This window comes from Facklamia sp. P13069 (assembly GCF_050409405.1).
Classification (GTDB): Bacteria; Bacillota; Bacilli; order Lactobacillales; family Aerococcaceae; genus Facklamia.
Genome location: NZ_JBNUPN010000004.1, coordinates 69,528 through 94,999 on the forward strand (window position 1 = coordinate 69,528; position 25,472 = coordinate 94,999).

Sequence of the window (25,472 nt, forward strand, 5' to 3'; positions counted from 1 at the left end):
TTTACGGCTAGAATCTAAGTTATATCATTCGGATCTTCCTTTTCAGTAAGAATTATAGCTAATTATAAGGATAATTATTAAACTTTCATTGCATATTAAGCTTGATCTATAAATCTATTTATATGTTCATAAAGCCCATAAGTTTATCTCTCAAGGCTTTACTGAAATAAGATTTTGAGTTAACCATACAAAAAAATATACCGAGGAATTCTCGGTATATTTTAGGTCGAATCGTATTTAAGTTATTATTTTAAATTGTTTACAATTAAATCAACATTATGACGACACATATCAATAAATGTATCTCCCTCTTGACCTTCAGGTGCTAATGAATCAGAGAAAAGTTCTTGACCTTCTCCACTAACAACTTTCACTTCAAAACCTTTAGAGGCACAAGCTTCTTTTAATTTTTCCATCCGTGCTGGATCGGTTGTTGATTCAGCAAAGATTGCTTTAATTTTATTTTCAACAATAAAATCAACAGTATCATCAATATCTTTATTAGAAACCTCAGAATCGGTTGTTACCCCTTGAGGAGCACGTACTGGAATATTATAAGCTCTTGAGAAATAATTGAAAGCATCATGTGGGGTAATTAAGAAGCGACTTTCTTCTGGAATTGAAGCAATTTTTTCCTCTAATTCTTTATCTAATTCTTTCAATTGCGTAATATACTTATCGGTATGCTCCATAATTTCAGCTTCATTGTCTGGTATTAACTCGATTAGGGCTTCAGAAGCTCTTTGAGTAGCTTGTTGATAGAGATTCAAATCAAACCAGAAATGAGGATCGACAGCCATTCCCCCATCATCGTCCATTACTCCGACCTCATTCGAATCAAAATTTTCTGAAACTGCCACACCAATTGGTTCTAATTGTTCAATCATTTTTCCTTCAAAATGCAAACCATGGTATAAAACAAGATCAGCTTCTTTTAATTTTTGCAAATCTTGAGGTCTTGGCTCATACAAATGCGGATCCTCCCCTGCTGGAATAATCATTTCAATGGTTACCAGATCTCCGGCTAAGTTCTTTACCATATCTCCTAAAAATGAGGTGGTTACAGTAACCATTGGTTTTTCTTCAGCTGCAACACTCGAAGCTAAACTAACGGATGACCCCATAAACAATGCCATTGCGAACAGAAACTTAATAAACTTTTTCATACTATATCTCCTTTTTAAGTTACCCTAATTATTTTTGTAAGGTAAGTATATAATAGTAATCATTACATGTCAACAGAATTTTAGACAAATCTAAACTAATTAAAGATTTTTCCTTATTTTTTGATAAATGACGATTAACTTTGTAAACTTTTACCAAAGATTCCTTATTTTATTCATTTATATCTTCAATATTAAAAGAACCCACGTCCTAGTAATGGACATGGATTCTTATGCGTAAACAGACTGGCGTTAGAGGACTGAATTAAAGATTATACCTTTCTTTAAGAGATTTTACTCTTACTTGACCTTTTGAAGTTAGTTGATAAGTAGCATTCAAATTATCATGAAAAACTTCGTCATTTTTTATTAAACGGTTTGCTACTTTTTCAATTTGCTCTTGGGGCCATTGTAAATGCTCTTTTATTGATTGGAAGCCAACTTCACTCAATTCATTGACTGTATTCCTATGATTTGCCAGATGCATAATAAATAATTCTTCTTTTAAGGTCCTTTTTTGTTGAATCTTACGGACCATTTGAGTAATGAATCCATTTTTATTAAACAAGAAAGTCAATCCAAACGTGATTCCTGCAATGGTGGCTGTCATACCAGAGAGTGAAACATTTAAGCCTAAGCCGATAAAATAACCCAAAACGGAGTTAAAAATTGCATAAAGACTGGCTATCAAAAGCATATGATTTAATTTTTTTACAATGAGATAGGCTGAAGCAGCTGGTGCGATTAAGAAGGAAATAACAAGAATGGCCCCCACCGCATCAAAAGCGACAACCGTTGTGATTGAAGTTAACAACATCAAACCATAAAAGAGCACAATCTGGGTAAACCCAGCCACTTGGGCAAATTGGGCATCAAAGGTTGTGATTTTCAATTCCTTATAGAAGAGTACAATAAACAAAATATTTATGAGTAACATAACACTCATTTGAACAGCTGATTTAGCAATCGAAATACCAAAGACATCCAAACGAGTTAAGGAAGCCATTCCCACATCCCCCATTAACACAGCATCCGTATCAAGATGGACGTTCCTCCCATATTTAGTAATTAAAATAACGGATAAGGCGAAAAAGAGCGGATAGACAACACCAACCGCATCATCATTTTTTATTAAGCCGGTATTGGATAAACTCTCGACGCCCCAGACAGTAAAAACGCCTATCAAAGCGGCGCCAATTATTAATAAGGGGGATGTTAAGTCATGAGCGATAAAATAAGCTAATACGATTCCTAATAATACGGTATGAGAAATGGCATCTCCTAACATCGAAAGATTTCTCAATAAAAGGAAACAGCCAATGATTGCACAAGCGATAGCTGTCAATACCAGAATGATCAGTGATTCATAGGTAATATCAAATAATAGTAAGATATTCTCAATCATTGAATTCTCCTCCTTTTTTTGGCATGAGTGTTTTTTGAACAATTCCCTTTTTACCAAAAAGCATCGAAAGTAATGCGACAATTGATAAGGTCAAAATAATAGTCGGACCCGTACTCATACCGTTATATTTGGTAGAGATATAAGTTCCAATCACGGCAGATATACCACCAAAGATCCCTGAAAGAATTAAAACGCGCTCAAAACGATGGGTCCATTGCATCGCTGCAATGGAAGGTACAATCAAAATTGAAGCAATTAGAATGGTTCCGACAAGTTTTAAGCCTACAGCAATTAAACTCATCGTCATGACCAGAATAATACTGTAAAGAATAACAGGTTTAATACCCACTGTTTTCGCATAAACTTCATCAAAGACAAACAACTTAATTTCTTTTTTAAAGAGAATTAATATAAAAATAGAGATAAGGGCCACAATTAAAATGATTTTTAAATCATTTTCCATAATATAAGAGGCTTGACCGAAAAGGTAATTTTTTAACCCTGCTTGAGAAGCTCCTTTAAAACGCGGATTGCCAGAAATATTGCTCTTTAATACCATACCAAAACCAAAGAAAGATGATAAAATGATGGCTAGAATTGCATCTAAATTAAGTTTGGAATGTTGGTCAATGATTTGAATTAAACCGTAAGCCACTCCCCCACTAATAACGGCTCCGATCATCATGGTCATGGTGTCTTTGGAGAGCGTCAACATGAAGGCTAAAACAATCCCAGGATAAGTAGCATGCCCAATTGCATCGCCAATCAGTGATTGACTTTTAAATACACTCACAGCTCCTACTGCTCCTGAAGCAGAGGCTAAAAGAAAAGTAGAAAGTGCAATTAAAATAAAGGAATAACTAGTTAAAATATCCACTTTAAATTTCGCCTCCCCAAGTCATGTTCGCTTTAACTAAATGTTCATGAACAAAGACTTCTTCAGTTGGTCCCGCCGCAATTAGACGTTTATTTAAAATAATAACATGGTCAAAATATTGTTTAATAGTGTTCAAATCATGATGAACAACAATCGACGTGTGCCCCTTTTGCTGGATTCGCTTGACAAAGTCGATAAAAATTCTTTCGGTCCGCTTGTCCACTCCTGCTAAGGGTTCATCCATAAAGTAGATCTCTGCTTCTTGAGCAATGGCTCGTGCAATAAATACACGCTGTCTTTGACCACCTGACAATTGGGAAATTTGGCGGTCTTTATACTCATAAATACCAATTTCTTTTAAGGCTTGATGAGCCTTTTCATAATCAATTTTACGTGGCCGTTTAATCCATCCTAAATGAACATATCTCCCCATTAAGACTACATCTTCTACAGTGGTTGGAAAATCCCAGTTGACTTCACTGGCTTGGGGAATATAGGCGACTTTATTTTTTATGGCATCAAAATGTGTTCCCAGTATAGATACTCTTCCTGAAAGGGGCTTTTCTAATTCTAGAATCCCTTTAATTAGAGTAGACTTACCAGCACCATTAGGTCCAATAATAGCTGTTCTTGATCCTTTCATAATTTTAACGTCAATATCCCAAAGAACAGGTTGTTCTTGATAGGCCATAGTTAAATCCTCAACTTCGACGATGGCATTTTTCATAATGTTTCCTCCTATTTAATTTAATAAAAATGATACCCAAAGATTTTCAGCAAAATATCTATTTTTTAAAAGATTACTCATTATTGAAAAGTTTTAACGAACTTTTTACATCTATTTAGTTCTTTTTCTTTTTCTGATATCCCCTCCATTTTTTATCCTTAAACTCCGATGGCCTCTTTTAATTTTATTTTAAAGTGATTAAAATGATATTAGACTATTGACAAATTTTTTTTAGTTTAGTCTAATTCGACTTAATTTAGTATAGGTGTATTTATGAAAATGTCAACAATAAGACACATCTAAAAATCACTTAATAAGCATAAAATCCACTCATTTTTGATGTGAACCCCTAAACACGAGCCACAATATTTATTGTAACTATGCGGCTTGTAGCCTATAGTCAATAAGTAAAAGTCCGTTTATTCTTTTCTTTTTGCGTGGGTGTATTCCGATAATCATGCGACATTTGAATTCTCCTTTATTGATGATTGGTCACTTCAATATAAAATGAATTCAGTGTCGTTTTTTACTTAGACGAATGAGTGTCCAAGTTCATTATAAAATCCGCCCTATATTATCATCCTTAACACCCTAAATTTTTTAAAAGCCCAAAGAGGTTTTCCCTATTACATCTGGTTCATCTGGATTTAGACAGGGGAAACGCCTCGCTTTTCTAAGGTTTTCCAACAGTAAGATGAAACCCTTCAAAACCTTCTTTTTCATCATTTCTTTCCCATTGACAATTAGGGATGGATTTTTGATTTTAAATTGTTCTGCCGATTAAAATCAATCATCCGTCCAAGGAATGATCGTCCAAATGATTGAGCGTCAAAACCTGTCGAATCCATGTATAATTGTGAGCCATTCAATTACCCTTTCCTTTCTCATTTCCTATAAACCCATAATGATTAACGCCTTTTCATAACTTTAACCAAACTCTTATTAAAATCAAAGCGGTAGGGATTGTTTACTGAATTTGAAAACGTTATACTTTTCTAAGAACAACCATGAGGAGTGAAAGCATGAAGAAATTATTATTAATTAATACCGGTGGCACGATTGCCATGTCTGAAGACCAAACCAGTGGTAAGGTATCTCCCTCATCTGAAAACCCAATTATTACCCAATCTTCTTTCTTTAACCAATTCGCTGATATCACTGTGGAAGATTTAATGAATATTCCTTCACCGCATATGAACGAAGAATTGATGCTCAATCTTAGCAATTATATTCAATCGATATCGGATCAATATGATGGCATTGTTGTCACCCACGGAACAGATACTCTGGAAGAGACAGCCTATTTCTTAGAACTAACCCTTGATATCCCCATTCCAGTCGTTTTAACGGGAGCCATGCGCTCAAGTAACGAAATTGGATCTGACGGTTTAGCCAATCTCCGCTCTTCCATCTTTGTAGCCCGTGATGAGAAGTCCCGCGGCAAAGGGGTATTAGTGGTGATGAATGAAGAAATCCATACCGCTACTTATGTGACCAAAACCCATACCACTAATGTTGCAACCTTCCAGACACCTACCTTTGGACCGATTGGATTAATTTCTAAAAACCAGGTCATTTATTTCCAAGAATCACTGCACCGTGAATATTATAAAGTTAATTCAATTAGTAAAAAAGTTGTCTTAATTAAAACTTACGCCAGCATGGGGCCCGAACTCTTTCAAACAGTCCTAGATAATAATTTTGATGGCTTAGTTATTGAAGGATTAGGCGCTGGTAATATTCCACCCGAGACACTTCCACCCATTCAACAACTGTTAGAAAAAAACATTCCTATTGTGATGGTTTCTCGAGCCTTTAACGGAGTCACTGAAGATGTCTATGACTATGTAGGCGGTGGTAAACAATTGAAACAAATGGGGATCATATTTGCGCAAGGACTTTCTGGCGTAAAAGCACGACTTAAATTATCAGCGATTTTGAACGCGGAGATAGAAGGAGAAATTGCTTCAGCCTTCCATCTATAAGCTTAATACAAAGACGACCTCCCATTGATTAACGCATCAATGGGAGGTCTTAATTTATTGGCTTAAATCCTTAAGAGTCTGCCGTCACATCCTGATATTTTTCAGGATCCTTAGCTAGCTTGTGGGTCACATAGGTGCAAGTGGAAGTAATCTTTCTTCCTTCCCTCCGGGCTTTATCGACCATTGCATTGAACAACTCGCCAGCTAGCCCCCTACCCTGGTTGGTAGGGTGAGTAAAAGTATGAGTGACCCAGATTTTATCGCCTTCGGTTAATTCATAAACCATCTGTGCCAGTGTATTTTCTTGTTCATCTACTGCAACCAACCTTCTCGAATCATCCACGATTTTCATCGAAACCCTCTTTTCTAAACCTATTTTTTAACTGAAAGTCACTTAAAACCATTATAAACAAAATGTAAGCGTTTGTAATCTTAAACAACTCAATTTAACCTACTTTTAATATAGGGGAAATATAAGTATTGCTCGCTCTTAAAAGAAGCTCTAGGATGTTGGTCAATAAATAATTAAGCGGTAAAATCAAAGGAAGTTCCCAATCCTTGTGCTAAGGCCCTTTGATAGACTTCGTGAGCGACAGCTACATCCGTGGCACCGATTCCAATTGGAATACAGATGATGCGCTGATTTTTTGGATCAATCTTTTCACTCGGACTCTCAGAAAGTTCAGCCAAAGTAGCTGTGATATCTTCTTCTAAAATTTGACCTGACTGATAGAGAGGTTTCAAGATTCCACGATTAAGAGCTTGACTGACGTGGTCGACCACAATAGCTTCTGCTTGGTGGATCAATTCGTATTCAATTTCTTGGTAGGATCCCATTGGGAAAACGATAGTTCCTTTTTGTACCCACTCTTCTTTTATTAAAGCAACCTTAGAAGGAGTTAGGGTAAAGACCGCGTCTACTTGACAAGCCTCTTGACCGTCTTCACAGATTTTAATGGCGCCTTGGACATATTTTTGCATATCCTCTTTAAACTCTTCGGCTGTATCGTGGTGGATATTCCAAACCCTTAATTCTACTATCTCAAAAACAGTTGAAATGGCATGAGTAACCTGTCTAGCTTGTTGACCAGCGCCGAAGATACCCATTTTAACCTTAGGCTTATTAAGCATATATTTTAAAGCTACAGCTGCTTGCGCTCCGGTTCGCATATTCGAAATCCGTGTCCCATCTAATACTGAAATAAAATTACCCATTCTAGCATCGACTAGCATGATCATCGCATTAATAAAGGGTAAACCCGCTTTAGCTCGTTCTCCTGCAAAACCTCCCACAAATTTTTGACCTGCTACTTTTAGAGAACCTAAATAAGCTGGCATGGCGTTAAGAAAGGCTTCATGAAAAGGCCAGCCTCCCGTTTCCCCCATATCCAAAGTTACCTTACCTGGATTAACCACTTGACCAGCCGCAAATTCTTTAAAAACATTGTCAATAATTTCAACGGTATCTTCCATGGTAATTAAATGCTCAATTGTGGAATCATTGATCAGTAAACTTGATTGATCCATTAAATCACCCCTTTATGATTATTGTATCATGACACTTTTCTTTTTTCGATGCTTTGAATAAATGCTTTAACGCTAGCTTGAGTTTGTTTGGTTTTCGCTTGATAAGCCATAGGTTCGTCCTTTCGTAATTAATTATTTAACAATTATTATACTTTACTCATAGTACTCGACCAATTGATTGACTCTCCTTGCCTTTTAAAGCAATAGGTTCTAAAATATAAAAAAGAAGGAGGGTGGTTGAATGCGTATTTTCTATAAGAAAGTTTTTAAATTAGCACGTTTAGCTGGGAAGATTCTTTTAGAATCCAATGCCGAGGAACACCGTGTTGAAGACACGACTTTGAGAATCCTTCAAACAACTGGCCTTGACTCCCCTTCTAGCTATTCCAACACCACCGGTCTTTTTTTATCGCTAACAGATACAGACTTGGCAGAATATAGTTTTTCTGGTATTGTCCGCATAAATCAGCGACAAAACAATATCCAACACATCGCTAAAGTAAATGATATTTCTAGATCCTATGTTTCTGGCGCAATATCTGTTGATCAAGCCTATGAAGCCATGAAAAATATCAAGGATGATAAGTATGGCTTTTTAATTAAATACATTAACCTCATCCTGATGGTCCTCTTCGTCATTCTCTTTGGCGGAACTAATATCGATATGTTGGTCGCTTTTCTAATTGCTTGTCTCATACTAGCTTTAGAATATTGGCGCAAAACAACTTTTCTCACTGACTTTTTCTTTAATATCTTATCCATCGCTCTAGGATCTTTAGCCGTAAAATGGATTGATGCTAGTTTCCCTTCAACCATTCATCCAGGCATTATTTTAGGAGCTATGATCATGCCAAATTATCCAGTAACTTCAACGACCAATGCCATGCGCGATATTCTTAAAGGGAACAATCTTGCTGGTATAATCAAGGGCATTGATGCAATAATGGTCATCATTTCTCTGACTATTGGGTATACCCTAGGAATTCTTCTTAGTCAAATACTCCTGCCCTTCCTAAGCTAAAAACCGATAGCCAAAAACTGATTTTTAATTGGATTTAAAAAGCATTAATTTAATTAGATAAAGCAATAAAATATGTCCCGGATAGGCCCAATAGTGAAAGGCTTGTTGAACCCTACCACGCTTACCATTATAAAAAAGAATAAATAGACTGCTTAGAAAGACAGTGGGCATGAAATACTCAAAAGCAAAGGCTGGCAGAACGGCTAGCGCCTCTCTTAATCGTTTACCATAAGCAAAATAAAAAATTAAAGCAGCTAATAAACCAAATAAGGCATAATCTGCCATAGTTAAATATGCTAAGCCAAAGCATAAGCCGACACTCACTAAACGCATCAACCAACGATCTTTAAAATAATCCAGACTTACAAAAAGCATTAAGGCAATCAATAATTCTATGAAAACATTTTGATGGTTCCAATAAAAGACTTGATCAGCAAAGGCTAAATCAAAAGGTATTTCCGATATCACTGCTAAAAACCCCAAACGCATAAAATAACGCTTCAAATTTTTAGTATGATGATAACCTTCTAATAATAGATAAAGATAGATTGGAAAAGCTAAGCGCCCAATATTTCGCATAATTTCATAAACGCTTACCATCTGGCTTAAGAATTCATAGCTGTAATCACTCTGATGTCTAAAGATGCCCATTTCGATCAGAACAACAGCTGTATGGTCAATGATCATAAAAATTAAAGCCAACCACTTTAAATGGCCAGCTGTTAAAAAGCCTTTAAAGTTCTTCATTTTATTGTCACCCACTCATCAAATTTATTTTTAAAATTATTCTTATTATATAGAGAAAACGCTTTTAAAACAATAAAAAACAGACAGCTAGGGGCAATGATGCTATGCCTAGCTGTCTATTTTCATTTATTTATCCGATTCTTTTTCTAATTTAAAGCTTTCTTCATTTTCTGAATTATTGGTAAGCTTACCGTCTAACTCGTCCTTAATAATTTGTTGATTCTTATTAAAGGACTCTTCAGTAATTTGATCATAATAGATGCCGTCTAACATAAAGCCTTCACCTTCAAATTGATTAAAGGTTAGCGTTGGACGCATATCTAAGTGTGAAATTACTAGCTTACCCAAATCAAACATATTGAGATTCATCCCCACATATTTGTTAATAGCCGTCGTCATATCTATTACTTCTTTAATACCTCTGCTTTTATTTAAAGCAGATTGGGCAATACCAACTACCACTTGACGTTGACGCTTTTGACGAGCATAGTCGCCACCAGAATTGTAGCGTTCTCTAACGTAAGCAAGCGCCATCTCACCATCTAAATGTAGTTCTTGACCTTCAGTAAAACTATAACCGCTGATTTCAAAAGAAGTTGGTGGAACAACATCAATTCCTCCTACAGAATCAACTACATCAGCTAAGCCTTTCATATCAACGGTAATATAGTATGGAATTTCAATATCTAACCAGTTTTCGACTGTTTCAACTGACAATTCTGGTCCCCCAAAGGCATAAGCGTGATTGATTTTATCCATTCCTCTATCAGGAATATCAACATAGGAGTCACGAGGAATAGAGGTAATGACAATATTTTCTTCCTTAGGATTTATCGTAGCAACCATCATAACATCTGAACGCCCAACTTCTGTTCGACCTAAATCGCCCGTATCAATCCCTAAAAGTAAGACTGAGAATGGCTTATTAATATCCATAGCATGGGTAGTCACAGTAGTTGTGAATAATGATGTCATGAATAAAGCAAAGACAGTAATATATTTAATTAGTTTTTTGGACATTGTTCCATCTTCCTTTCTATAATAGCATAGTTATTATAAGTTATTTACGAGGCGATTTCTAGAAATTCACAAAAAATACTAACTTATCACTAATCACTTTAAAAACTTTGAGGCTAATTAAGAATTGACATGGCTTGAGAATATCAGATAAAAGCCGTATGATAAAATGGATTACAAACAAAGGAGACTGTCTATGAAAGTTAGAAAAGCCGTCATCCCCGCAGCAGGGCTTGGAACTAGGTTTCTTCCTGCAACAAAGGCCATGCCTAAAGAAATGCTTCCTATCATTAATAAACCGACTATTCAGTTTATTGTGGAAGAAGCCCTTCAATCAGGTATCGAGGATATCTTAATTGTGACCGGACGGTCTAAGCGGCCCATTGAAGACCATTTTGATGCCAATGAGGAGTTAGAAGCCGTCTTAGAAGCTAAAGGTAAAGAAGAATTACTAACCACTGTCAAAGATCTTAATAAGATTAACCTCTTCTTTAAACGTCAATCTTATCCAAAGGGCCTGGGCCACGCTGTTTTACAAGCCAAGAATTTTGTAGGAGATGAACCTTTTGTCGTCATGTTAGGCGATGACTTAATGACCGATACGGTTCCTTTGACCAAACAATTAATCGATAATTATAAAGATACCCATGCCTCTACTCTAGCAGTCATGTCAATCCCACCTCAAGATACCTCCAAATACGGTGTCATTGATCCGGAGCGCCAATACAAAAAAGGTGTTTATAATGTGAGACGGTTTGTCGAAAAGCCAGCACCCGAAGTCGCACCGTCCAATTTGGCTATCATCGGCCGCTACCTATTAACACCAGAAATCTTTTCACTATTAGAAACACAAACAGCTGGGGCTGGTAACGAGATTCAATTAACTGATGCCATCGATCGCTTGAATAAAATCCAACGCGTCTTCGCCCTGGAGTTTAATGGACATCGTTATGATGTAGGAAATAAATTCGGTTATATGAAGACAGTAATAGAATATGGTCTCAGTCTTCCGGATTTACGCGATGACTTAATTAAATTTATCAAGTCCACTGTTGACGAGCGCTTATAGGAGGTTATTATGACTAAGGTTCAAGTTAAAAAAGCTGTTATTCCAGCCGCTGGTCTAGGCACGCGCTTTTTGCCAGCCACCAAGGCAATTGCCAAAGAAATCTTACCTATTATCGATAAGCCGGCCATTCAATTCATTGTTGAAGAGGCTATTGCGGCTGGGATTGAAGATATTTTAATTATTACTGGTAAAGGAAAACAAGAAATAGAAGATCATTTTGATGCCAACTTTACCCTCGAACAAAATTTAAAAGCCAAAGGGAAGGAGAAACTCCTTAAACTAGCCACTGAAACGTCTAACTTAAATATTCATTATACCAGACAACACCATCCAAGAGGACTGGGTGATGCAGTTCGTCACGCCAAGGCCTTTATCGGCAATGATCCCTTCTTACTACTCTTAGGAGATGATATTATAAGGGGAGAAAATCTTTCCAAACAGATTATTGATCTCTATGCGGAAAAAAGACAAACAGTAATTGCCGGCGTTCGTGTCGATCCTGATAAGACCAAAAATTATGGTATCTTAGCTATTGAAGAAACAGCTACCCCTCACGTCTTTCAAGTCCTCGATATGATAGAAAAACCACAAGATCAACCGTCTTCAAATATGGCTGCAGCGGGGCGTTATATCCTAGAACCGACAATCTTTTCCATCCTAGACCAACTTGAAGTTGGAGCAACAGGTGAAGTGGAATTGACTGACGCCTTAATTGAATTACAAAAAACGCATCCCCTATTAGCTTACGAATATCAAGGCGAATGGTTTGAAGTAGGAGATGCTAAAGGGATGCTCAAAGCTTCTATTATATTTGCCATCGATCATCCTGAAGTTAAAGAGGAATTTATCCCTTATCTTAAAAATTTAGCTGAAAAGTTTGCGAATGAATAGTTATAAAAGCAGTGTCAATTTATGACTCTGCTTTTTATTTTAGAAATTATAAAGGCTATGGAGGTCGATAATAAATAAGAAATTTCAGAAAACACAAATAAAAATAAAATTTTTTTCTAATATTCGTATTTTTATATTGTATAATATTGCACCACTTAAATAATAATTTATGCCGTTTTATGTAAGCGAATAAAAAACGATTGTATCCCCTATGCTATCAATAAATAACTCCATAATTATTAAAAAACTTTAACAAGTTAACTTAAAGGTTAAACTGCTATAAAAGCCAAAGCACTACGATTTCTTTTGAAAGTCATAAAAATTATGCTATAGTGGATATAAGTGCTAAAATTTTACTTTTTTTCTTAGAAAAATAGTTTAACTGTTTAATAAGTGTAAAATCAGCATTAAAACTTATGAAAGAAGGAATCTGAATGGAAGATACACCGATTGTTCGTTTTCTCGGCCTATCTTTTAACTTCAACACCTTGATAGCCACCCTGGTCGTGGTAGCCATCATCACGGTGTTGTGCTTATTAGTTAGCCGCAGATTATCAGCCAATCATCCTTCCAAATTCCAAGTTTTGATGGAAATCATCATTGAATTTGTTGAAGGCATCTGTGACTCAACCCTCGGCCAGCACCAAAGTGTTTATGTCAATCTAGGGTTGACCTTTTTCTTGTTCATTTTTGTGTCAAACTTAATTGGACTCCCCTTTTTAATTGTGACAGAGCATGAATCATTTTGGCGAAGCCCAACGGCTGATCCTATCGTAACCATTTCCCTAGCAATTATTGCTATTTTATCAGGTCACATTTTAGGGATTAAAAAGAATGGTTTAGGAGGTCACTTTAAAAACTTTTACGCTCGCCCAAATATTTTAAAATTACCTTTACAATTGGTTGAGGAAACAATCAATACAACCACCTTAGCCCTACGTTTGTTTGGTAATATTTTTGCCGGGGAAGTTTTAGTCGGACTGATTGCTAAATTCGCTATGGTCTTCATTCCATTTACTTGGGTAATTGCCATTCCCTTACAATTTGTCTGGCAAGGCTTCTCTGTCTTTATTGGTGCTATCCAAGCTTATATTTTTACCACTTTAACTATGGTTTATTTATCACACAAAATTAATCACTAATCCAAATACAAAGGAGATTTAAATATGACTGAATTAGCTGCTGCACTTGCTGTCGGAATCGCTGCCCTAGGTGCGTCAATTGGTAACGGAATGGTTATTTCTAAAACCATCGAATCCATTTCACGTCAACCCGAATTAGACTCACAATTAAGAGCTTTAATGTTCCTAGGTGTTGGTCTGATTGAGGCTGTTCCGATTATCGCTGTTGTTATTTCCTTTATCTTAATCTTTAGCTAACCATCAACTATTTAAGGAGTGTCAATATTGGACTTTACTATTATTCTGGGCGAAGCCCTTTTAACGCTTGCATCCTTTTTGATTTTACTCTTTGTCATCCATAAATTCGCATGGAAACCCTTCAACCAAATGCTAGAAACGCGTCAGAAGAAAATTACTGACGATTGGCAAGCGGCTGAAGAAGCTAAGAATAAGAACAAGGAAGCCCTATCACAAATTGATGCACAACTAAAATCAGCTCACTTAGAAGCTGAAAAAATTATTCGTCAAGCACAAATTGATGCCAATCATCTGCGCGACAAGATGATTGAAGAAACACGTCAAGAACAAAGCAAAATGCTGCAAATGACGCAAGAAGATTTAAAACTACAAAGACAAAACTTTGCCGAAAATATGCAAGAATCATTAGTCCATATGGCAGTTGCCATGGCAGGCAAGGTCATTCGTCGTGAAATTTCAGAAGATGACCACCGTCAAATGATTCAAGAATTTATCACTCGATTGGAGGAGCTCGATGAACAACGGTAGACTTCACAAACAAGAAGACTTAGCAGAGCTCGCCCTAAAATCAGGACGACAGGTCACCTATGAAGATGACCTGCTCTTCGAACTGCTAGACATTGAAATTAATGATGAAGAAGAAGGTCAAGAAATCTTAAAAGAGTTAACTGGAGAGCGACTCTTTTTATCTTCAGCGATCCCCTTAACCAAAGCAGAAAAGCTCAAAATTGCCCGTGAATTCATGCGCATTACTGGCTTTTCTATTCGTTCTTTTACCACTATTATTAACCCAGACTTAATTATTGGTGTCCGCTTACAAAGCGAACGCTTCTATTATGAGCTTTCTGGCGGACAGATCTTGCAAACTATGCAAAATGAAATTAATATTCCGGAAAGTGAAGAGGTGATTTCTTCATGAGCACAAACGAAAAGTTTACAAAAGATGTTTTAAAACAAATCCACGACTTTGAAATTGATAAGAAGTTAGAAGAAATCGGAACCGTTTCTTATGTCGGCGACGGTATCGCCTTTTCTGAAGGATTAGACAACGCCATGTATGGTGAGATGGTTGAGTTCAATGATGGAACCATCGGCATGGTACAAAACCTTGAAAACGACCAAGTCGGAGTAATTATTTTTGGCTCCTACCATCAAATCCATGAAGGCGATATTATTCGTCGAATGAACCACACCATGGAAGTTCCCGTTGGTAAGGCCCTGCTTGGACGAGTGGTAGACGCCTTGGGACGTCCCATAGATGATAAAGGACCTATTTTAACCAACAAAACACGACCCGTCGAACAAGAAGCTCCGGGCATCATGGAAAGACAGTCGGTTAAAAAACCTTTGGAAACAGGTATTAAGGCCATTGACTCCCTAGTTCCCATCGGAAGAGGTCAAAGGGAATTAATTATTGGAGACCGTAAAACTGGTAAAACTTCACTCGCCATCGATGCCGTCTTAAATCAAAAAGGCAAAGATGTTATTTGTATCTATGTAGCGATTGGACAAAAGGAATCAACGGTAAAAAACATTGTCAATACTCTGACCAACCGTGGTGCAATGGATTACACTATTGTAATGACTGCTTCTGCTTCCAAGCCTGCTCCTCTTCTATACATCGCTCCCTATGCGGCAACTGCTATGGCTGAGGAGTTTATGTACGAAGGAAAGCACGTCTTAATTATATATGACGATTTATCCAAACAAGCAGCAGCTTATCGTGAAATGTCCCTCTTGCTCAAACGACCACCTGGGCGTGAAGCCTATCCTGGGGATATTTTTTATCTACACTCACGTCTTTTAGAACGTTCAGCTAAATTATCGGATGAATTAGGCGGTGGTTCGATCACTTCTTTACCGATTGTTGAAACGCAAGCAGGTGATATCTCAGCTTATATCCCAACCAACGTTATTTCCATTACAGACGGACAGATCTTCTTACAAAGTGATCTCTTCTTCTCTGGCGTTCGACCAGCCATTAATGCCGGACTATCGGTTTCACGGGTTGGGGGATCTGCGCAATTAAAAGCCATGAAACAAGTATCAGGAACCTTACGTTTAGACCTAGCTTCCTATCGCGAATTAGAAGCCTTTACTTCCTTTGGATCAGACATCGATGAAATGACTGCCCGCCAATTAAGACGTGGCGAGCGCATCGTTGAAGTTTTAAAGCAAGACCTTCACAAACCTATGCGCTCTGGCGTTCAAATCATCGTCTTCTACGCTTTAGGTAATGGTTACTTTGATAAGGTATCCGTTAATTTAATTCACCAATTAGAAGAAGTAATTGCTAATGAATTTACTACCTATCATGCCGGGCTTTTACGACAATTAGAAGATAACCAACCCCTACCAACTGAAATCGAATTAAATGGTATTTTAGACAAAGTTGTTGATAATTTTATCCTTGTTCATTCTGAAGGATCTAAAACAGGAAGTGATAAGTAATGCCGTCTTTAAACGAAATCAAACGACATATTGCTTCTACTGAAAAAACAAAAAAAATAACTAATGCTATGCAGATGGTCTCAAGAAATAAAGTCAACCATTTATTGGATATGACTCAATCTTATCAAGTCTATATTGATCATTTAAGAGAAACCATAGTGCAACTGCACTATACCTTAAAAGTCACCCCTCCTAACTTTTCCAAACCAGAAATTCGCTCTTTAATCACTCCTCGGAAAGTGAACAAAATTGGTATTTTTCTTATCTCAACTGATAAGGGCTTAGCAGGTTCCTATAATGTTAACTTAATTAAGGGGCTGGATGAGTGGATTGAAGAACAAAACTTTGATGAAGAACAAGAATTAGTTTTTTATACCCTAGGACGGACAGGTGAAAGATATTGCCGCGAACGGGGCTACAAAATTGCTCGCTCTTACTATCCGCTGTCTGACCAGCCGGGCTTTCAAGAAGCTCACTACTTCATCAGACAACTACGTTCAGCCTATGTGGAGAAAGAATGTGATGAGCTTTATTTAGCTTACAATCACTATGGAGTAGGTTCCGGTACGAATTCAAAATTTGGAGTCGATAACTTATTACCGGTAGTTTCTTTAAACCGCCGTATGGAACTTGATCCATCTTTTGATAAAAAAGAATTAATTTCGGAAGTCTTTTTAATCGAGCCCTCAATGGAAGCAGTATTAGAAGGCTTAGTTCCTCAATATATCGAATCTTTTGTCTACGGTGCCCTCTTACAGGCCAAAACAGCTGAACATTTCTCACGTATGATTGCCATGCAATCGGCCACTGAAAATGCTAAAGAAATTATTGAAGACTTGCAGTTGCGCTATAATCGCGCCCGACAAGTTAAAGTAACCAATGAAATTATCGAAATTGTTGCAGGTGCTCAAGCCCAACATAAAGAAAGAAGGAAATAAGTATGCGAATCGGACATATCAAACAAGTAATCGGACCGGTCGTGGATGTTTCCTTTCCTTTAGAATACGGAACACCAGAAATCCATCATGCCCTGGTTGTAACCGACCTTGAGGAAGTAAATGAAACATCCGACTTAAAGACGATTCTCCAACACCGAAAAGTGGTACTCGAAGTCGCTATTGATATTGGGCATGACACCGTACGTACCATTGCCATGGAAGCAACCGAAGGTTTATCACGGGGCATGGCTGTTGTCGATTTAGGTGAAGCCATTAAAGTACCCGTAGGTGAAGCTACATTGGGACGCGTATTCAATGTTTTAGGAGATACAGTCGATAATGGACCTGAACTCTTCCCAGATGTAGTCAAACATTCCATTCATGCCGATGCGCCTGAATATAGCGAGCTGGCTTCAAACTTCGAAATCTTAGAAACAGGAATAAAGGTCATTGACTTATTAGCTCCCTACCTCAAGGGTGGAAAAATTGGTCTTTTTGGAGGAGCCGGTGTCGGTAAGACGGTATTAATTCAAGAATTAATTCATAACATTACCCAAGAACACGGTGGCCTTTCGGTCTTCACTGGAGTTGGTGAAAGAACGCGTGAAGGAAACGACCTCGTCCATGAAATGCGCGACTCTGGCGTTTCTAAAAATACAGCCATGGTTTTTGGCCAAATGAATGAACCCCCTGGAGCTAGAATGCGGGTAGCTTTGTCTGGTTTAACCATGGCAGAGTATTTTCGTGATGTAAAGCATCAAGATGTCTTGCTCTTTATTGATAACATCTACCGTTTTACTCAAGCAGGTTCTGAAGTTTCGGCTCTACTTGGAAGGATGCCTTCAGCAGTAGGTTATCAACCTACCTTAGCTTCTGAAATGGGAGCCATGCAAGAGAGAATCACTTCCACCAAGGCAGGATCGATTACATCCATTCAAGCAGTATATGTACCAGCCGATGACTATACAGATCCAGCGCCAGCGACTACCTTCTCTCACTTAGATGCAACCACTAACTTAGAGCGTAAATTAACCGAGCAGGGTATCTACCCAGCGGTTGATCCACTCGCCTCCTCTTCTTCAGCCTTATCTGAAGATGTTGTTGGCGAACGACACTATCGGGTAGCTCGTGGCGTTCAACAAACTTTGCAAGGCTATCAAGACCTCAAAGATATCATCGCCATCTTGGGTGTAGATGAGTTGAGTGAAGTTGAAAAACTAACCGTTAAAAGAGCCCGACGTATTCAGCTCTTCCTATCACAAAACTTCCACGTAGCAGAAGCCTTTACTGGTATTCCAGGTTCATACGTAACCGTACAAGAAACAATTGACGGCTTCGAAGGTATTCTAAATGGTGATTACGATAATCTGCCTGAAGAAGCTTTCCGTAACGTAGGAAATATCGATCAAGCCATTGAAAAAGCTAAGAAAATGGGAGTGGATTTGGATGACGCAAACGCTTAAAAATCTACAAGTTCAGATTATCTCTCCTAATGGCGTAGTCTATACCAAACGTGCCCGCAAATGTCATGTGCAAACCATTGATGGTGGTATCACCATTCTACCCAATCATATTGCCATGATGACCGTCTTAGACATCTCAACTGTTATCGTAGCACCTCTAGTCGAAGGCAAACCGGATGACTATATCGCTATTAACGGTGGACTATTGGAAATTCGGGACAACGAACTTAATATTATTGCCAACATGGCCGTTCGAGCCCTAGATATTGATGACGCCCAGACTAAAATGGAGTTGTCCATGGCTGAAGATAAGCTGAAACAAGCAGAAATCAATCAAGATATTCGCGCTTATCATTCAGCTGAAATTGAATTACGAAAAGCACTCAACCAATTGGATGCTTTCAAACATCAACATAATCAATAAAAAGAAACCTTCCGTTTTCAAATTAACGGAAGGTTTTATATTTATCTTAATTATTGCCAAAAACGTCGCGACTATAGACTTTTTCTTTTACAGCTGCTAATTGATCTGCAAGGCGATTAGCAAGAATAATATCAGCCTTTTGACAAAAGACTTCAAAATCAGCTACAACTTCTTCGCCATCAAATTGCTTTTCTTCAAGTGTCGGTTCATAGATAATTATCTCTTTGCCTTCTGCTCGCAGCTGTTTAATAATATCAAGAATAGCAGATTGACGGAAATTATCCGAATTGGATTTCATGGTCAAGCGGTAAATACCGATTACTTGCGCTTGATGTTTTAAAACTTGTGAAGCAATGTGTTCTTTACGGGTTGCATTCGAATCCACAATCGCTTGAATTAAGTTGTTTGGAACGTCTTGATAATTAGCCAGCAATTGCTTGGTATCCTTAGGCAGGCAATAGCCACCATACCCAAATGACGGATTATTGTAGTGATCACCAATTCTAGGGTCAAGCCCTACTCCTTGGATAATGTGCTGACTGTTTAAGCCACGTACTTCAGCATAGGTGTCCAATTCATTAAAATATGAAATCCTTAAAGCCAAATAAGTATTGGAGAAGAGTTTTACTGCTTCTGCTTCAGTTGAAGGCATGGTTAAGATAGACACTTCTTCATCCAAGCAAGCCTCAGCAAATAATTCAGCTACTGTCTGACTATGAACAGATTCATTGCCGACAATAATACGAGAAGGATGCAAGTTGTCGTAAAGCGCCTTACCTTCTCTCAAAAATTCTGGTGAGAAGATAATATCCATACCATATTTTTGACGAATTTCCTCAGTATAGCCGACAGGAATGGTTGATTTAATCACAACTACTGCCTGAGGGGCATATTCTTTAACTTTATCGAGCGCCTCTTCGACAGCTGAAGTGTCAAAGTGATTATTAGCGTCATCATAATTAGTTGGCGTAGCAATAATCACTAATTCTGCTCCACTATAAGCATAGCTAGGATCATCGGTGGCTTCTAAATTTAAAGAATGATTGGCTAGGTAATCTTCCATTTCAGCGTCCACAATAGGTGCAATTTTTTGATTGATTAAATCGACCCTTTCTTTAACAATTTCCATCGCTTTCACTTCATTATATTGAGCCAAAAGAATCGCATTTGAAAGCCCGACATAACCCATTCCTGCAACTGTTATTTTCATGACGCCACCTTATCTTTCGTTATTTTAATTCTATTATACAAAAGTTCACTCTAAGTTAAAACTAAATATCCCGTGCAGATTCAAGCAAGTGTTTCACACAAGCTTCTGCTTGCTTATAGGTCAGCTTGGTATTATTGTTACCAAATTGAGTAGAGAAAATCCAATGACCTGTTAGATATAAATGCTCCAATCGGCCAAATCTTTGACTAAGAACTTGAGTATGCGGCCAATCAACAAGAATACCACCCAATGGATTTGCTTGGATAATTCCTTCTTGATACATTTGATTAATTAAAGGATCATGTTGAGCGGCTGTCTCTAAGTTTTGATCAAAGCCGGTTGCATTGATTAAATAGCCGCTTTGATAGCGTAAGCCTTTTTGAGTGACAACGGTAAATCCTTGGGCATTCACTTCCACAGCTTTCATACCAGAAACAATCCGAATACGTCCATCTTTCAAACCTTGTAAAATAAACGCAATACTTTCAGCCGGTGTTTGACTTCTAAAATGTTCGAAAAGTCCCATAAAATCTTTAAAGAAGCGTATGCGATCTTTGGATGATAAGGCCATATTCAAGGCTGGTAGAAAGGCAGTCAACTTGCGACCATATAATTGTAAGATACTTAATCGACGGTTTTGTTGGTGGATAGCCATTAAACCTTCCCCAATGGATCCTTGACTGTATCTTTCGACTAAAGATTTCCAATCTACCCCATTGGCTTCCATATCCTCTTCAAATTGATGAAATATAGCTTCTAAAGGGATTGTTTGACCATCAGATTGGGCCAACTGCTTATCAATCCAATCTGCATTTAAGTTAAAAACCAAGTCTTCGGCATAGCGTTCAAACTTCGGTGTCGAAAAGGGCTGGTCTAAAATATAAAAAGTCACCGGATGATCAATGGTAATTGGATAGTGATCTTGTAAATAACGCATAATATCAATCCCAGTTAATCCGGATCCAATGATTCCAATTCCTTTTTGATAGTCCAAATCACTTAGAAGCTGTTCAACTGGATAAGGATGGTGAATATAGCCTTCTTGTCCCAAAAGATTATAATAATCGGCATAAGGTGGATGACCTACTGTCATTAAGACAGAATCATAAGGTCCATATTGCTTACCTTGCGCGTCATATAGATAATAAGACTTGGGGGATTTAATTTTCAGTTGATGAATACGCTGATGAACTACATGAATGATTTCGTCTTCAAAGTATGGACTAAAATAATCTTGGATATACTCACCAAAAATAGGTCTGGGTGAAAAAATATCCCTGCGAGCATATTCGGGATAATGATCTTGTAACCACCTTAGATAGTGGTCAGCGTCTTGCCATTCAAAACCTAAATCACCGACATAGGAGTTCATTAATAATTGGTTAGAATCAGGCTCATAAGGGGAGCCTACTCCCAATTGTTTCCGATCTTCAAAAACATCCACATGATTTATCAGACCTTGGTGATTTTCTTCAAGGATTGTTTTAACGGCAGCCGCTCCAGCAACCCCTGCTCCAATAATTGCTACTTTCATAATGCACCTCCATTATCTTTTTCTCAACTTCCATTATAACGAATTTGAATTCGCTTTACAGTATAGAATCATAACAAATAAAAAGCCCTTACCAAGCGGTAAGAACTTTCAGTGAATGAATTATTTAGCAACTTCAATTTTTAGTTCAATATCTGGATTGATTGAACGAATCATATCAAAGAAGAGGTTTTTAACTTGAACTTTAGAGTATTCTTGGGCTTCAGTTAACAAGCCATTACCCAAGGCATCCGCTTCCATTTGAGCATTTAATTCTGCCTGGAAATCTGTGATGTCACTTAGTTTGAATGGGTTAATAAAGGAACGGTCTTCATCGATGATTTTTAAGGAGTCATCATTGACTTGGTGGGCTAATATTTTAGCTTTAGGAATAGTAACAATGACTTGGTTGTCTTTAGAATCTAACTTAATCTCTTTTAGATCTATACCGGCATGAATAACACCGGTATAGGAATAGATAAATTCGGATTCGGTAAAAGGTATCTTCCAGTTTTCAATGGCTTTTTGTTTTTCAAAATGCGCCATATTAGTATAGTGGTATTTCATAGTCGTTAATTCTTGTGACTCTTCTAAGCGCGTTTTGAGTAACTCCATGTCTTTACTGGTTACATCCTGCGGAAAAATACTAGAAAAGGGGCCAAATCCTAAGCTACCAGCCACTCCTACTAAAACAACTGCTACAAGGGCTCCAATAACAAACTTTAGGTCTCTCTTTTTAAAATTAATCTTTTTTAATTTAGAGAAATCAAGCCCTCTTTCTTTTGCTTCTAACTTATCATCCTGCTGATCCATTACGGCCACCTCTTTCTTTTTTATGCTTAAATTATAGCCCAGTAAATTCAGCCTTTCAATAGGTATTTTAATTGAATTTATTAGGATATTTACTGATAAACTTAACTTTCGCTTATCAGATTTCGGTGATTTGATAGCGCTTGCCGGCTAATTCAAAAGTGGCTTGTAATTTTTGCTTTTCTTTTTTAAGTGGTATCGCTAATTGCTGACGAAATTGCTCCATTTCTGCTCGATTATAACCGGGACACAGGGTATTATTGTTAACTTCCCAATGTCCTTTAACAGCAGAAGCGGGTAAGTTTAAATCTTTCATGAGTTTACGCGTGAGCCAGTCTCTAGCTTTGATTTGTTGAGGCGAATAGTCTTCTTTGGCATTAGCTTCTACGGACAGATGGACACAGAAATGATTACAATTGGCTACCCCCCAAGTCATGCGTTCTAGGTCATAATTTTGGTAAATTCGTCCTTGACTATCGATATAAAAGTGATAGCCTCCACGATCCCATCCACGTTGCTTATGCCAAAAGACCTCGTGGTCTGTAATGTGACGATTTAAAGACCGTTTCACACCTGTATAGTGCCAGACAATGGTTGTGATAGCATCTAAGGAGCGATCATGAGCTTGTCCACCTAGAGCTTCTGACCGCCGGTCAATAATAAGAGGCTCATCCAATTGCTTGAGGCTATTAACAGCTAGGTTATAGCTCGTAAGATCATAGCAGTTGATAATTTCAATTAACTTATCACCATAATGGGGGTCACTGGCATAAATGCCTGTTAAAGCCCTGGCCTCTTCAAAGGAATCCTTTGCTTCGATTGCCGCTTTATAGGCAACCTGCTTACGGTAGTTGGTTGAAGTGAAGAAAATAGCGTGGTCTTCAACGCCTTCTTCCAGACTCTTATAGGCGCGAAACTGTGAAACCACCATCTGGCCATTTGCTTCCAGTGAAGGATGGTCGACTACCTTACCCTGCCAGGGAGCAGATGCTTTAATACCAAAACCATTATTAGACTTTAGATAAAGTGGAGATCTCCCGCCATTTGACTCTAAGACAAATTGTGCCATCCGAGTTGCAACGGATATAGTGCTAGGATATTTTTGAAAGAGCGGTCGCAAACTAGCTAATCTTCGACTCATCCAAGCCTCTCTTATCATATCAATGCCCCCCATCCCTTAGGCGAGTTATCATTATGATGATAGTGATAAGAGGATATTTGTAAGATAGATCCTAAAAAGATGGTTAACAAATTAATCAGCCCCACCCATTGACCTCCTTGATTCAAGTGGTACAAGTCGGCCATTCCTTGTACAAAAACAGCCAAGGCTGGTAGAAAAATTAATACGAGCCATTTGCCTAAATCATAAAAACGATTAGATAACATTCTATCACCCTTTCTATTATTTTTATATCCATTGACGACTTTCTGCCGGCCACATAAAATAATCGTTTTGATCGACCTTTTGTTTAATCGTTTGTAGCTCTTGGTTAAACGCTTCTAGTTTGGCCTGCATCCAATCAATGCGTTCAATTAGATCATGCAAGGCAGTAATCAGGCCAATTAACTTAGAAATCAAGGTAATCACTGCAATAATCGCTCCAGCATAAGAACCCAAATCAATCAAATGCATGCACAACCTCCTTTTAGTAATAAGGAGCTGAGCAAACACTCAGCCCCTCTAAAATCATGCTTAACTAAGCTTCTTCATAGGCATAAACATCGGTAACATTACGCTCAACATAGCGAGCGGCAACCGGAGTCACATACATATCTACGCCCTGATCATCTTTGAATAAATCACAGTCAACTAGAGCCTGCATCACAGCTTCGGCAGTTTCTTTAGTAACTGAATCAGCTGGTTGATTAATCGTAATCTTACGCGTTTTACCCGCCGCATCTAAGAAAATCAATTCTAATACCATACTATCTTTCATCTTGCTTTCCCCTTTCCATCATTAAATAAAATTATAAGCATAAACAGCTTGAGCGGTATCGGTTGGATTAATGGTTAATTGATCGATTTGATCTTTAACCAACTGCACTTGATTGGGAGTAACCCCCTCAATCAAGCCTTGAATAGAGACATTAAAAGTCTTCTCCGTTGTCGGATTCATACCTTTAAGCGCTAAACGCCCTGATTTGTATTCTTTACTTTCCATTTTTCATTCCTCCTAGGTATTTATGTAAGCCGTACGATCTTACACCTTATACACACAATCAGATCATCAAAAACGGCAAGAAAAAGACAAGTTTTTAGATTTTTCTTTAAAGAGATGACCGAGCTTAGCTGCAATACGCTTTTTATCATTGCGGAGGGTGCGCTCAGAAATGTTGCAGAGCTGGCAGATTTCACGATTGCGCCATTTTCCTTGTAAAATTAAATTGAAAATCTTACGCTCTCGTTCTTTTAGATGGTCTTTAACAGTTTGTTCCAATAAAAAGATTGATTCTTTTGAGCATTCTTCTCTCAGCTCTTCGATAAGATCTGATAAAATAACAGGATCTGTCGGGGTCACTTGATAAGTGGATTGGCGCAAACGATTGAGTAGAAACCATTTTAAACCCTTACCCGCATAAGCGATAAATTGATAGCGATGATCGATACAATTTAAGGGATCGCCTTCAAACTTTTGATAAAGCCTTATCAACTCTAACCGCATCTCCTGAAGATGGTCTTGATAATCGTTATGGTGGGTAGACAATTGGTAATGATGGAGCCAGTGATGGATGAGGGGGTCAAACATAATAATGACATTAGTTAATTCTTCAGATGATTTTTGGCTCTTTGTCAAATAGGGTTGATGAGTAGGTGAGGTAACCGACTGGTTACTTCA

The 25,472-nt window shown here is 37.8% G+C and carries 29 protein-coding genes; 12 read left to right on the forward strand and 17 right to left on the reverse strand.

The window, feature by feature from the left end:
• Positions 1–245: 245 nt before the first annotated feature.
• The 4 genes from ACQV2T_RS02035 to ACQV2T_RS02050 all read right to left on the reverse strand — a co-directional run bounded on the left by ACQV2T_RS02035 (position 246) and on the right by ACQV2T_RS02050 (position 4,172).
• Entirely contained in the window at positions 246–1,166 is a 921-nt protein-coding gene (locus ACQV2T_RS02035; protein ID WP_428874741.1) for a metal ABC transporter solute-binding protein, Zn/Mn family, read from the reverse strand.
• Between the two features lie 262 nt (positions 1,167–1,428).
• On the reverse strand, positions 1,429–2,568 hold the full coding sequence (locus tag ACQV2T_RS02040) for a metal ABC transporter permease (protein WP_428881808.1): 1,140 nt from the start codon (positions 2,566–2,568) through the stop codon (positions 1,429–1,431).
• Positions 2,561–3,445, reverse strand: coding sequence for a metal ABC transporter permease (locus tag ACQV2T_RS02045; protein ID WP_428873695.1), 885 nt, complete (start codon positions 3,443–3,445; stop codon positions 2,561–2,563). The genes ACQV2T_RS02040 and ACQV2T_RS02045 overlap by 8 nt, the downstream gene beginning before the upstream one ends.
• Before the next feature lies 1 nt (position 3,446).
• Entirely contained in the window at positions 3,447–4,172 is a 726-nt protein-coding gene (locus tag ACQV2T_RS02050; RefSeq protein WP_428874743.1) for a metal ABC transporter ATP-binding protein, read from the reverse strand.
• Positions 4,173–5,194: 1,022 nt separating this feature from the next.
• Here ACQV2T_RS02050 and ACQV2T_RS02055 point away from each other — a divergent pair.
• A complete protein-coding gene (locus tag ACQV2T_RS02055; RefSeq protein WP_428873692.1) occupies positions 5,195–6,157 on the forward strand; it encodes an asparaginase in 963 nt (320 codons plus the stop codon).
• A gap of 70 nt (positions 6,158–6,227) precedes the next feature.
• On the opposite strand, the gene ACQV2T_RS02060 is transcribed toward ACQV2T_RS02055, so the two are convergent.
• Both ACQV2T_RS02060 and ACQV2T_RS02065 read right to left on the reverse strand, forming a co-directional pair.
• Positions 6,228–6,509: a GNAT family N-acetyltransferase gene (locus ACQV2T_RS02060; protein ID WP_428873691.1), complete on the reverse strand. Its 282-nt coding sequence runs from the start codon at positions 6,507–6,509 to the stop codon at positions 6,228–6,230.
• Between the two features lie 173 nt (positions 6,510–6,682).
• Positions 6,683–7,684 carry an ornithine cyclodeaminase family protein gene (locus ACQV2T_RS02065; protein ID WP_428893175.1) on the reverse strand — a complete coding sequence of 334 codons (1,002 nt, stop codon included), beginning with the start codon at positions 7,682–7,684 and terminating at the stop codon, positions 6,683–6,685.
• A 241-nt stretch (positions 7,685–7,925) separates the two neighbouring features.
• Between ACQV2T_RS02065 and ACQV2T_RS02070 the strand changes: the two genes are divergently transcribed.
• On the forward strand, positions 7,926–8,705 hold the full coding sequence (locus ACQV2T_RS02070; protein WP_428873689.1) for a threonine/serine ThrE exporter family protein: 780 nt from the start codon (positions 7,926–7,928) through the stop codon (positions 8,703–8,705).
• Between the two features lie 24 nt (positions 8,706–8,729).
• On the opposite strand, the gene ACQV2T_RS02075 is transcribed toward ACQV2T_RS02070, so the two are convergent.
• Both ACQV2T_RS02075 and ACQV2T_RS02080 read right to left on the reverse strand, forming a co-directional pair.
• Complete coding sequence (locus ACQV2T_RS02075; protein ID WP_428893176.1) at positions 8,730–9,452, reverse strand: TraX family protein; 723 nt, start codon at positions 9,450–9,452, stop codon at positions 8,730–8,732.
• A 126-nt stretch (positions 9,453–9,578) separates the two neighbouring features.
• Positions 9,579–10,472, reverse strand: a complete 894-nt coding sequence (locus tag ACQV2T_RS02080; RefSeq protein ID WP_428873687.1) for an LCP family protein — start codon at positions 10,470–10,472, stop codon at positions 9,579–9,581.
• A gap of 193 nt (positions 10,473–10,665) precedes the next feature.
• Between ACQV2T_RS02080 and galU the strand changes: the two genes are divergently transcribed.
• From galU to atpC, 10 genes are all read left to right on the forward strand, one after another.
• Entirely contained in the window at positions 10,666–11,538 is an 873-nt protein-coding gene (gene galU / locus ACQV2T_RS02085) for a UTP--glucose-1-phosphate uridylyltransferase GalU (protein WP_428875841.1), read from the forward strand.
• A 9-nt stretch (positions 11,539–11,547) separates the two neighbouring features.
• Positions 11,548–12,429: a UTP--glucose-1-phosphate uridylyltransferase gene (locus ACQV2T_RS02090; protein ID WP_428875842.1), complete on the forward strand. Its 882-nt coding sequence runs from the start codon at positions 11,548–11,550 to the stop codon at positions 12,427–12,429.
• Between the two features lie 434 nt (positions 12,430–12,863).
• Positions 12,864–13,571, forward strand: a complete 708-nt coding sequence (gene atpB, locus ACQV2T_RS02095; protein WP_428875844.1) for a F0F1 ATP synthase subunit A — start codon at positions 12,864–12,866, stop codon at positions 13,569–13,571.
• Positions 13,572–13,595: 24 nt separating this feature from the next.
• Positions 13,596–13,808, forward strand: coding sequence for a F0F1 ATP synthase subunit C (gene atpE, locus ACQV2T_RS02100; RefSeq protein WP_258435918.1), 213 nt, complete (start codon positions 13,596–13,598; stop codon positions 13,806–13,808).
• Between the two features lie 27 nt (positions 13,809–13,835).
• Positions 13,836–14,336: a F0F1 ATP synthase subunit B gene (atpF, locus tag ACQV2T_RS02105; protein ID WP_428874747.1), complete on the forward strand. Its 501-nt coding sequence runs from the start codon at positions 13,836–13,838 to the stop codon at positions 14,334–14,336.
• On the forward strand, positions 14,323–14,727 hold the full coding sequence (locus tag ACQV2T_RS02110) for a hypothetical protein (protein ID WP_258435920.1): 405 nt from the start codon (positions 14,323–14,325) through the stop codon (positions 14,725–14,727). Before atpF ends, ACQV2T_RS02110 begins: the two co-directional genes overlap by 14 nt.
• Positions 14,724–16,259: a F0F1 ATP synthase subunit alpha gene (atpA, locus tag ACQV2T_RS02115; RefSeq protein WP_428893177.1), complete on the forward strand. Its 1,536-nt coding sequence runs from the start codon at positions 14,724–14,726 to the stop codon at positions 16,257–16,259. Before ACQV2T_RS02110 ends, atpA begins: the two co-directional genes overlap by 4 nt.
• Positions 16,259–17,197, forward strand: coding sequence for an ATP synthase F1 subunit gamma (atpG, locus tag ACQV2T_RS02120; RefSeq protein ID WP_428873681.1), 939 nt, complete (start codon positions 16,259–16,261; stop codon positions 17,195–17,197). Before atpA ends, atpG begins: the two co-directional genes overlap by 1 nt.
• A gap of 2 nt (positions 17,198–17,199) precedes the next feature.
• The gene (atpD, locus tag ACQV2T_RS02125) at positions 17,200–18,660 is read left to right on the forward strand and encodes a F0F1 ATP synthase subunit beta (protein ID WP_428873680.1); all 1,461 of its coding nucleotides are present in this window, start codon (positions 17,200–17,202) and stop codon (positions 18,658–18,660) included.
• Positions 18,644–19,084, forward strand: a complete 441-nt coding sequence (gene atpC, locus ACQV2T_RS02130) for an ATP synthase F1 subunit epsilon (RefSeq protein ID WP_428873679.1) — start codon at positions 18,644–18,646, stop codon at positions 19,082–19,084. The genes atpD and atpC overlap by 17 nt, the downstream gene beginning before the upstream one ends.
• 46 nt (positions 19,085–19,130) lie before the next feature.
• Here the strand turns inward: atpC and ACQV2T_RS02135 are convergent, their stop codons facing one another.
• The 9 genes from ACQV2T_RS02135 to ACQV2T_RS02175 form a co-directional block, all read right to left on the reverse strand.
• Positions 19,131–20,294 carry a nucleotide sugar dehydrogenase gene (locus ACQV2T_RS02135; RefSeq protein WP_428893178.1) on the reverse strand — a complete coding sequence of 388 codons (1,164 nt, stop codon included), beginning with the start codon at positions 20,292–20,294 and terminating at the stop codon, positions 19,131–19,133.
• 61 nt (positions 20,295–20,355) lie between these two features.
• Entirely contained in the window at positions 20,356–21,828 is a 1,473-nt protein-coding gene (locus ACQV2T_RS02140; protein WP_428893179.1) for an FAD/NAD(P)-binding protein, read from the reverse strand.
• A gap of 120 nt (positions 21,829–21,948) precedes the next feature.
• On the reverse strand, positions 21,949–22,638 hold the full coding sequence (locus ACQV2T_RS02145; protein ID WP_428893180.1) for a DUF4230 domain-containing protein: 690 nt from the start codon (positions 22,636–22,638) through the stop codon (positions 21,949–21,951).
• A gap of 115 nt (positions 22,639–22,753) precedes the next feature.
• Entirely contained in the window at positions 22,754–23,794 is a 1,041-nt protein-coding gene (locus tag ACQV2T_RS02150) for a glucosaminidase domain-containing protein (RefSeq protein WP_428893181.1), read from the reverse strand.
• Positions 23,791–24,021, reverse strand: coding sequence for a phage holin (locus ACQV2T_RS02155; protein ID WP_428873674.1), 231 nt, complete (start codon positions 24,019–24,021; stop codon positions 23,791–23,793). The genes ACQV2T_RS02150 and ACQV2T_RS02155 overlap by 4 nt, the downstream gene beginning before the upstream one ends.
• Positions 24,022–24,043: 22 nt before the next feature.
• Positions 24,044–24,268: a hypothetical protein gene (locus tag ACQV2T_RS02160; RefSeq protein WP_428873673.1), complete on the reverse strand. Its 225-nt coding sequence runs from the start codon at positions 24,266–24,268 to the stop codon at positions 24,044–24,046.
• A 64-nt stretch (positions 24,269–24,332) separates the two neighbouring features.
• Positions 24,333–24,572: a DUF2922 domain-containing protein gene (locus ACQV2T_RS02165; protein WP_428875851.1), complete on the reverse strand. Its 240-nt coding sequence runs from the start codon at positions 24,570–24,572 to the stop codon at positions 24,333–24,335.
• A 21-nt stretch (positions 24,573–24,593) separates the two neighbouring features.
• A complete protein-coding gene (locus ACQV2T_RS02170) occupies positions 24,594–24,797 on the reverse strand; it encodes a hypothetical protein (protein ID WP_428873671.1) in 204 nt (67 codons plus the stop codon).
• Between the two features lie 66 nt (positions 24,798–24,863).
• On the reverse strand, positions 24,864–25,430 hold the full coding sequence (locus ACQV2T_RS02175) for a sigma-70 family RNA polymerase sigma factor (RefSeq protein ID WP_428893182.1): 567 nt from the start codon (positions 25,428–25,430) through the stop codon (positions 24,864–24,866).
• Positions 25,431–25,472 lie beyond the last annotated feature (42 nt).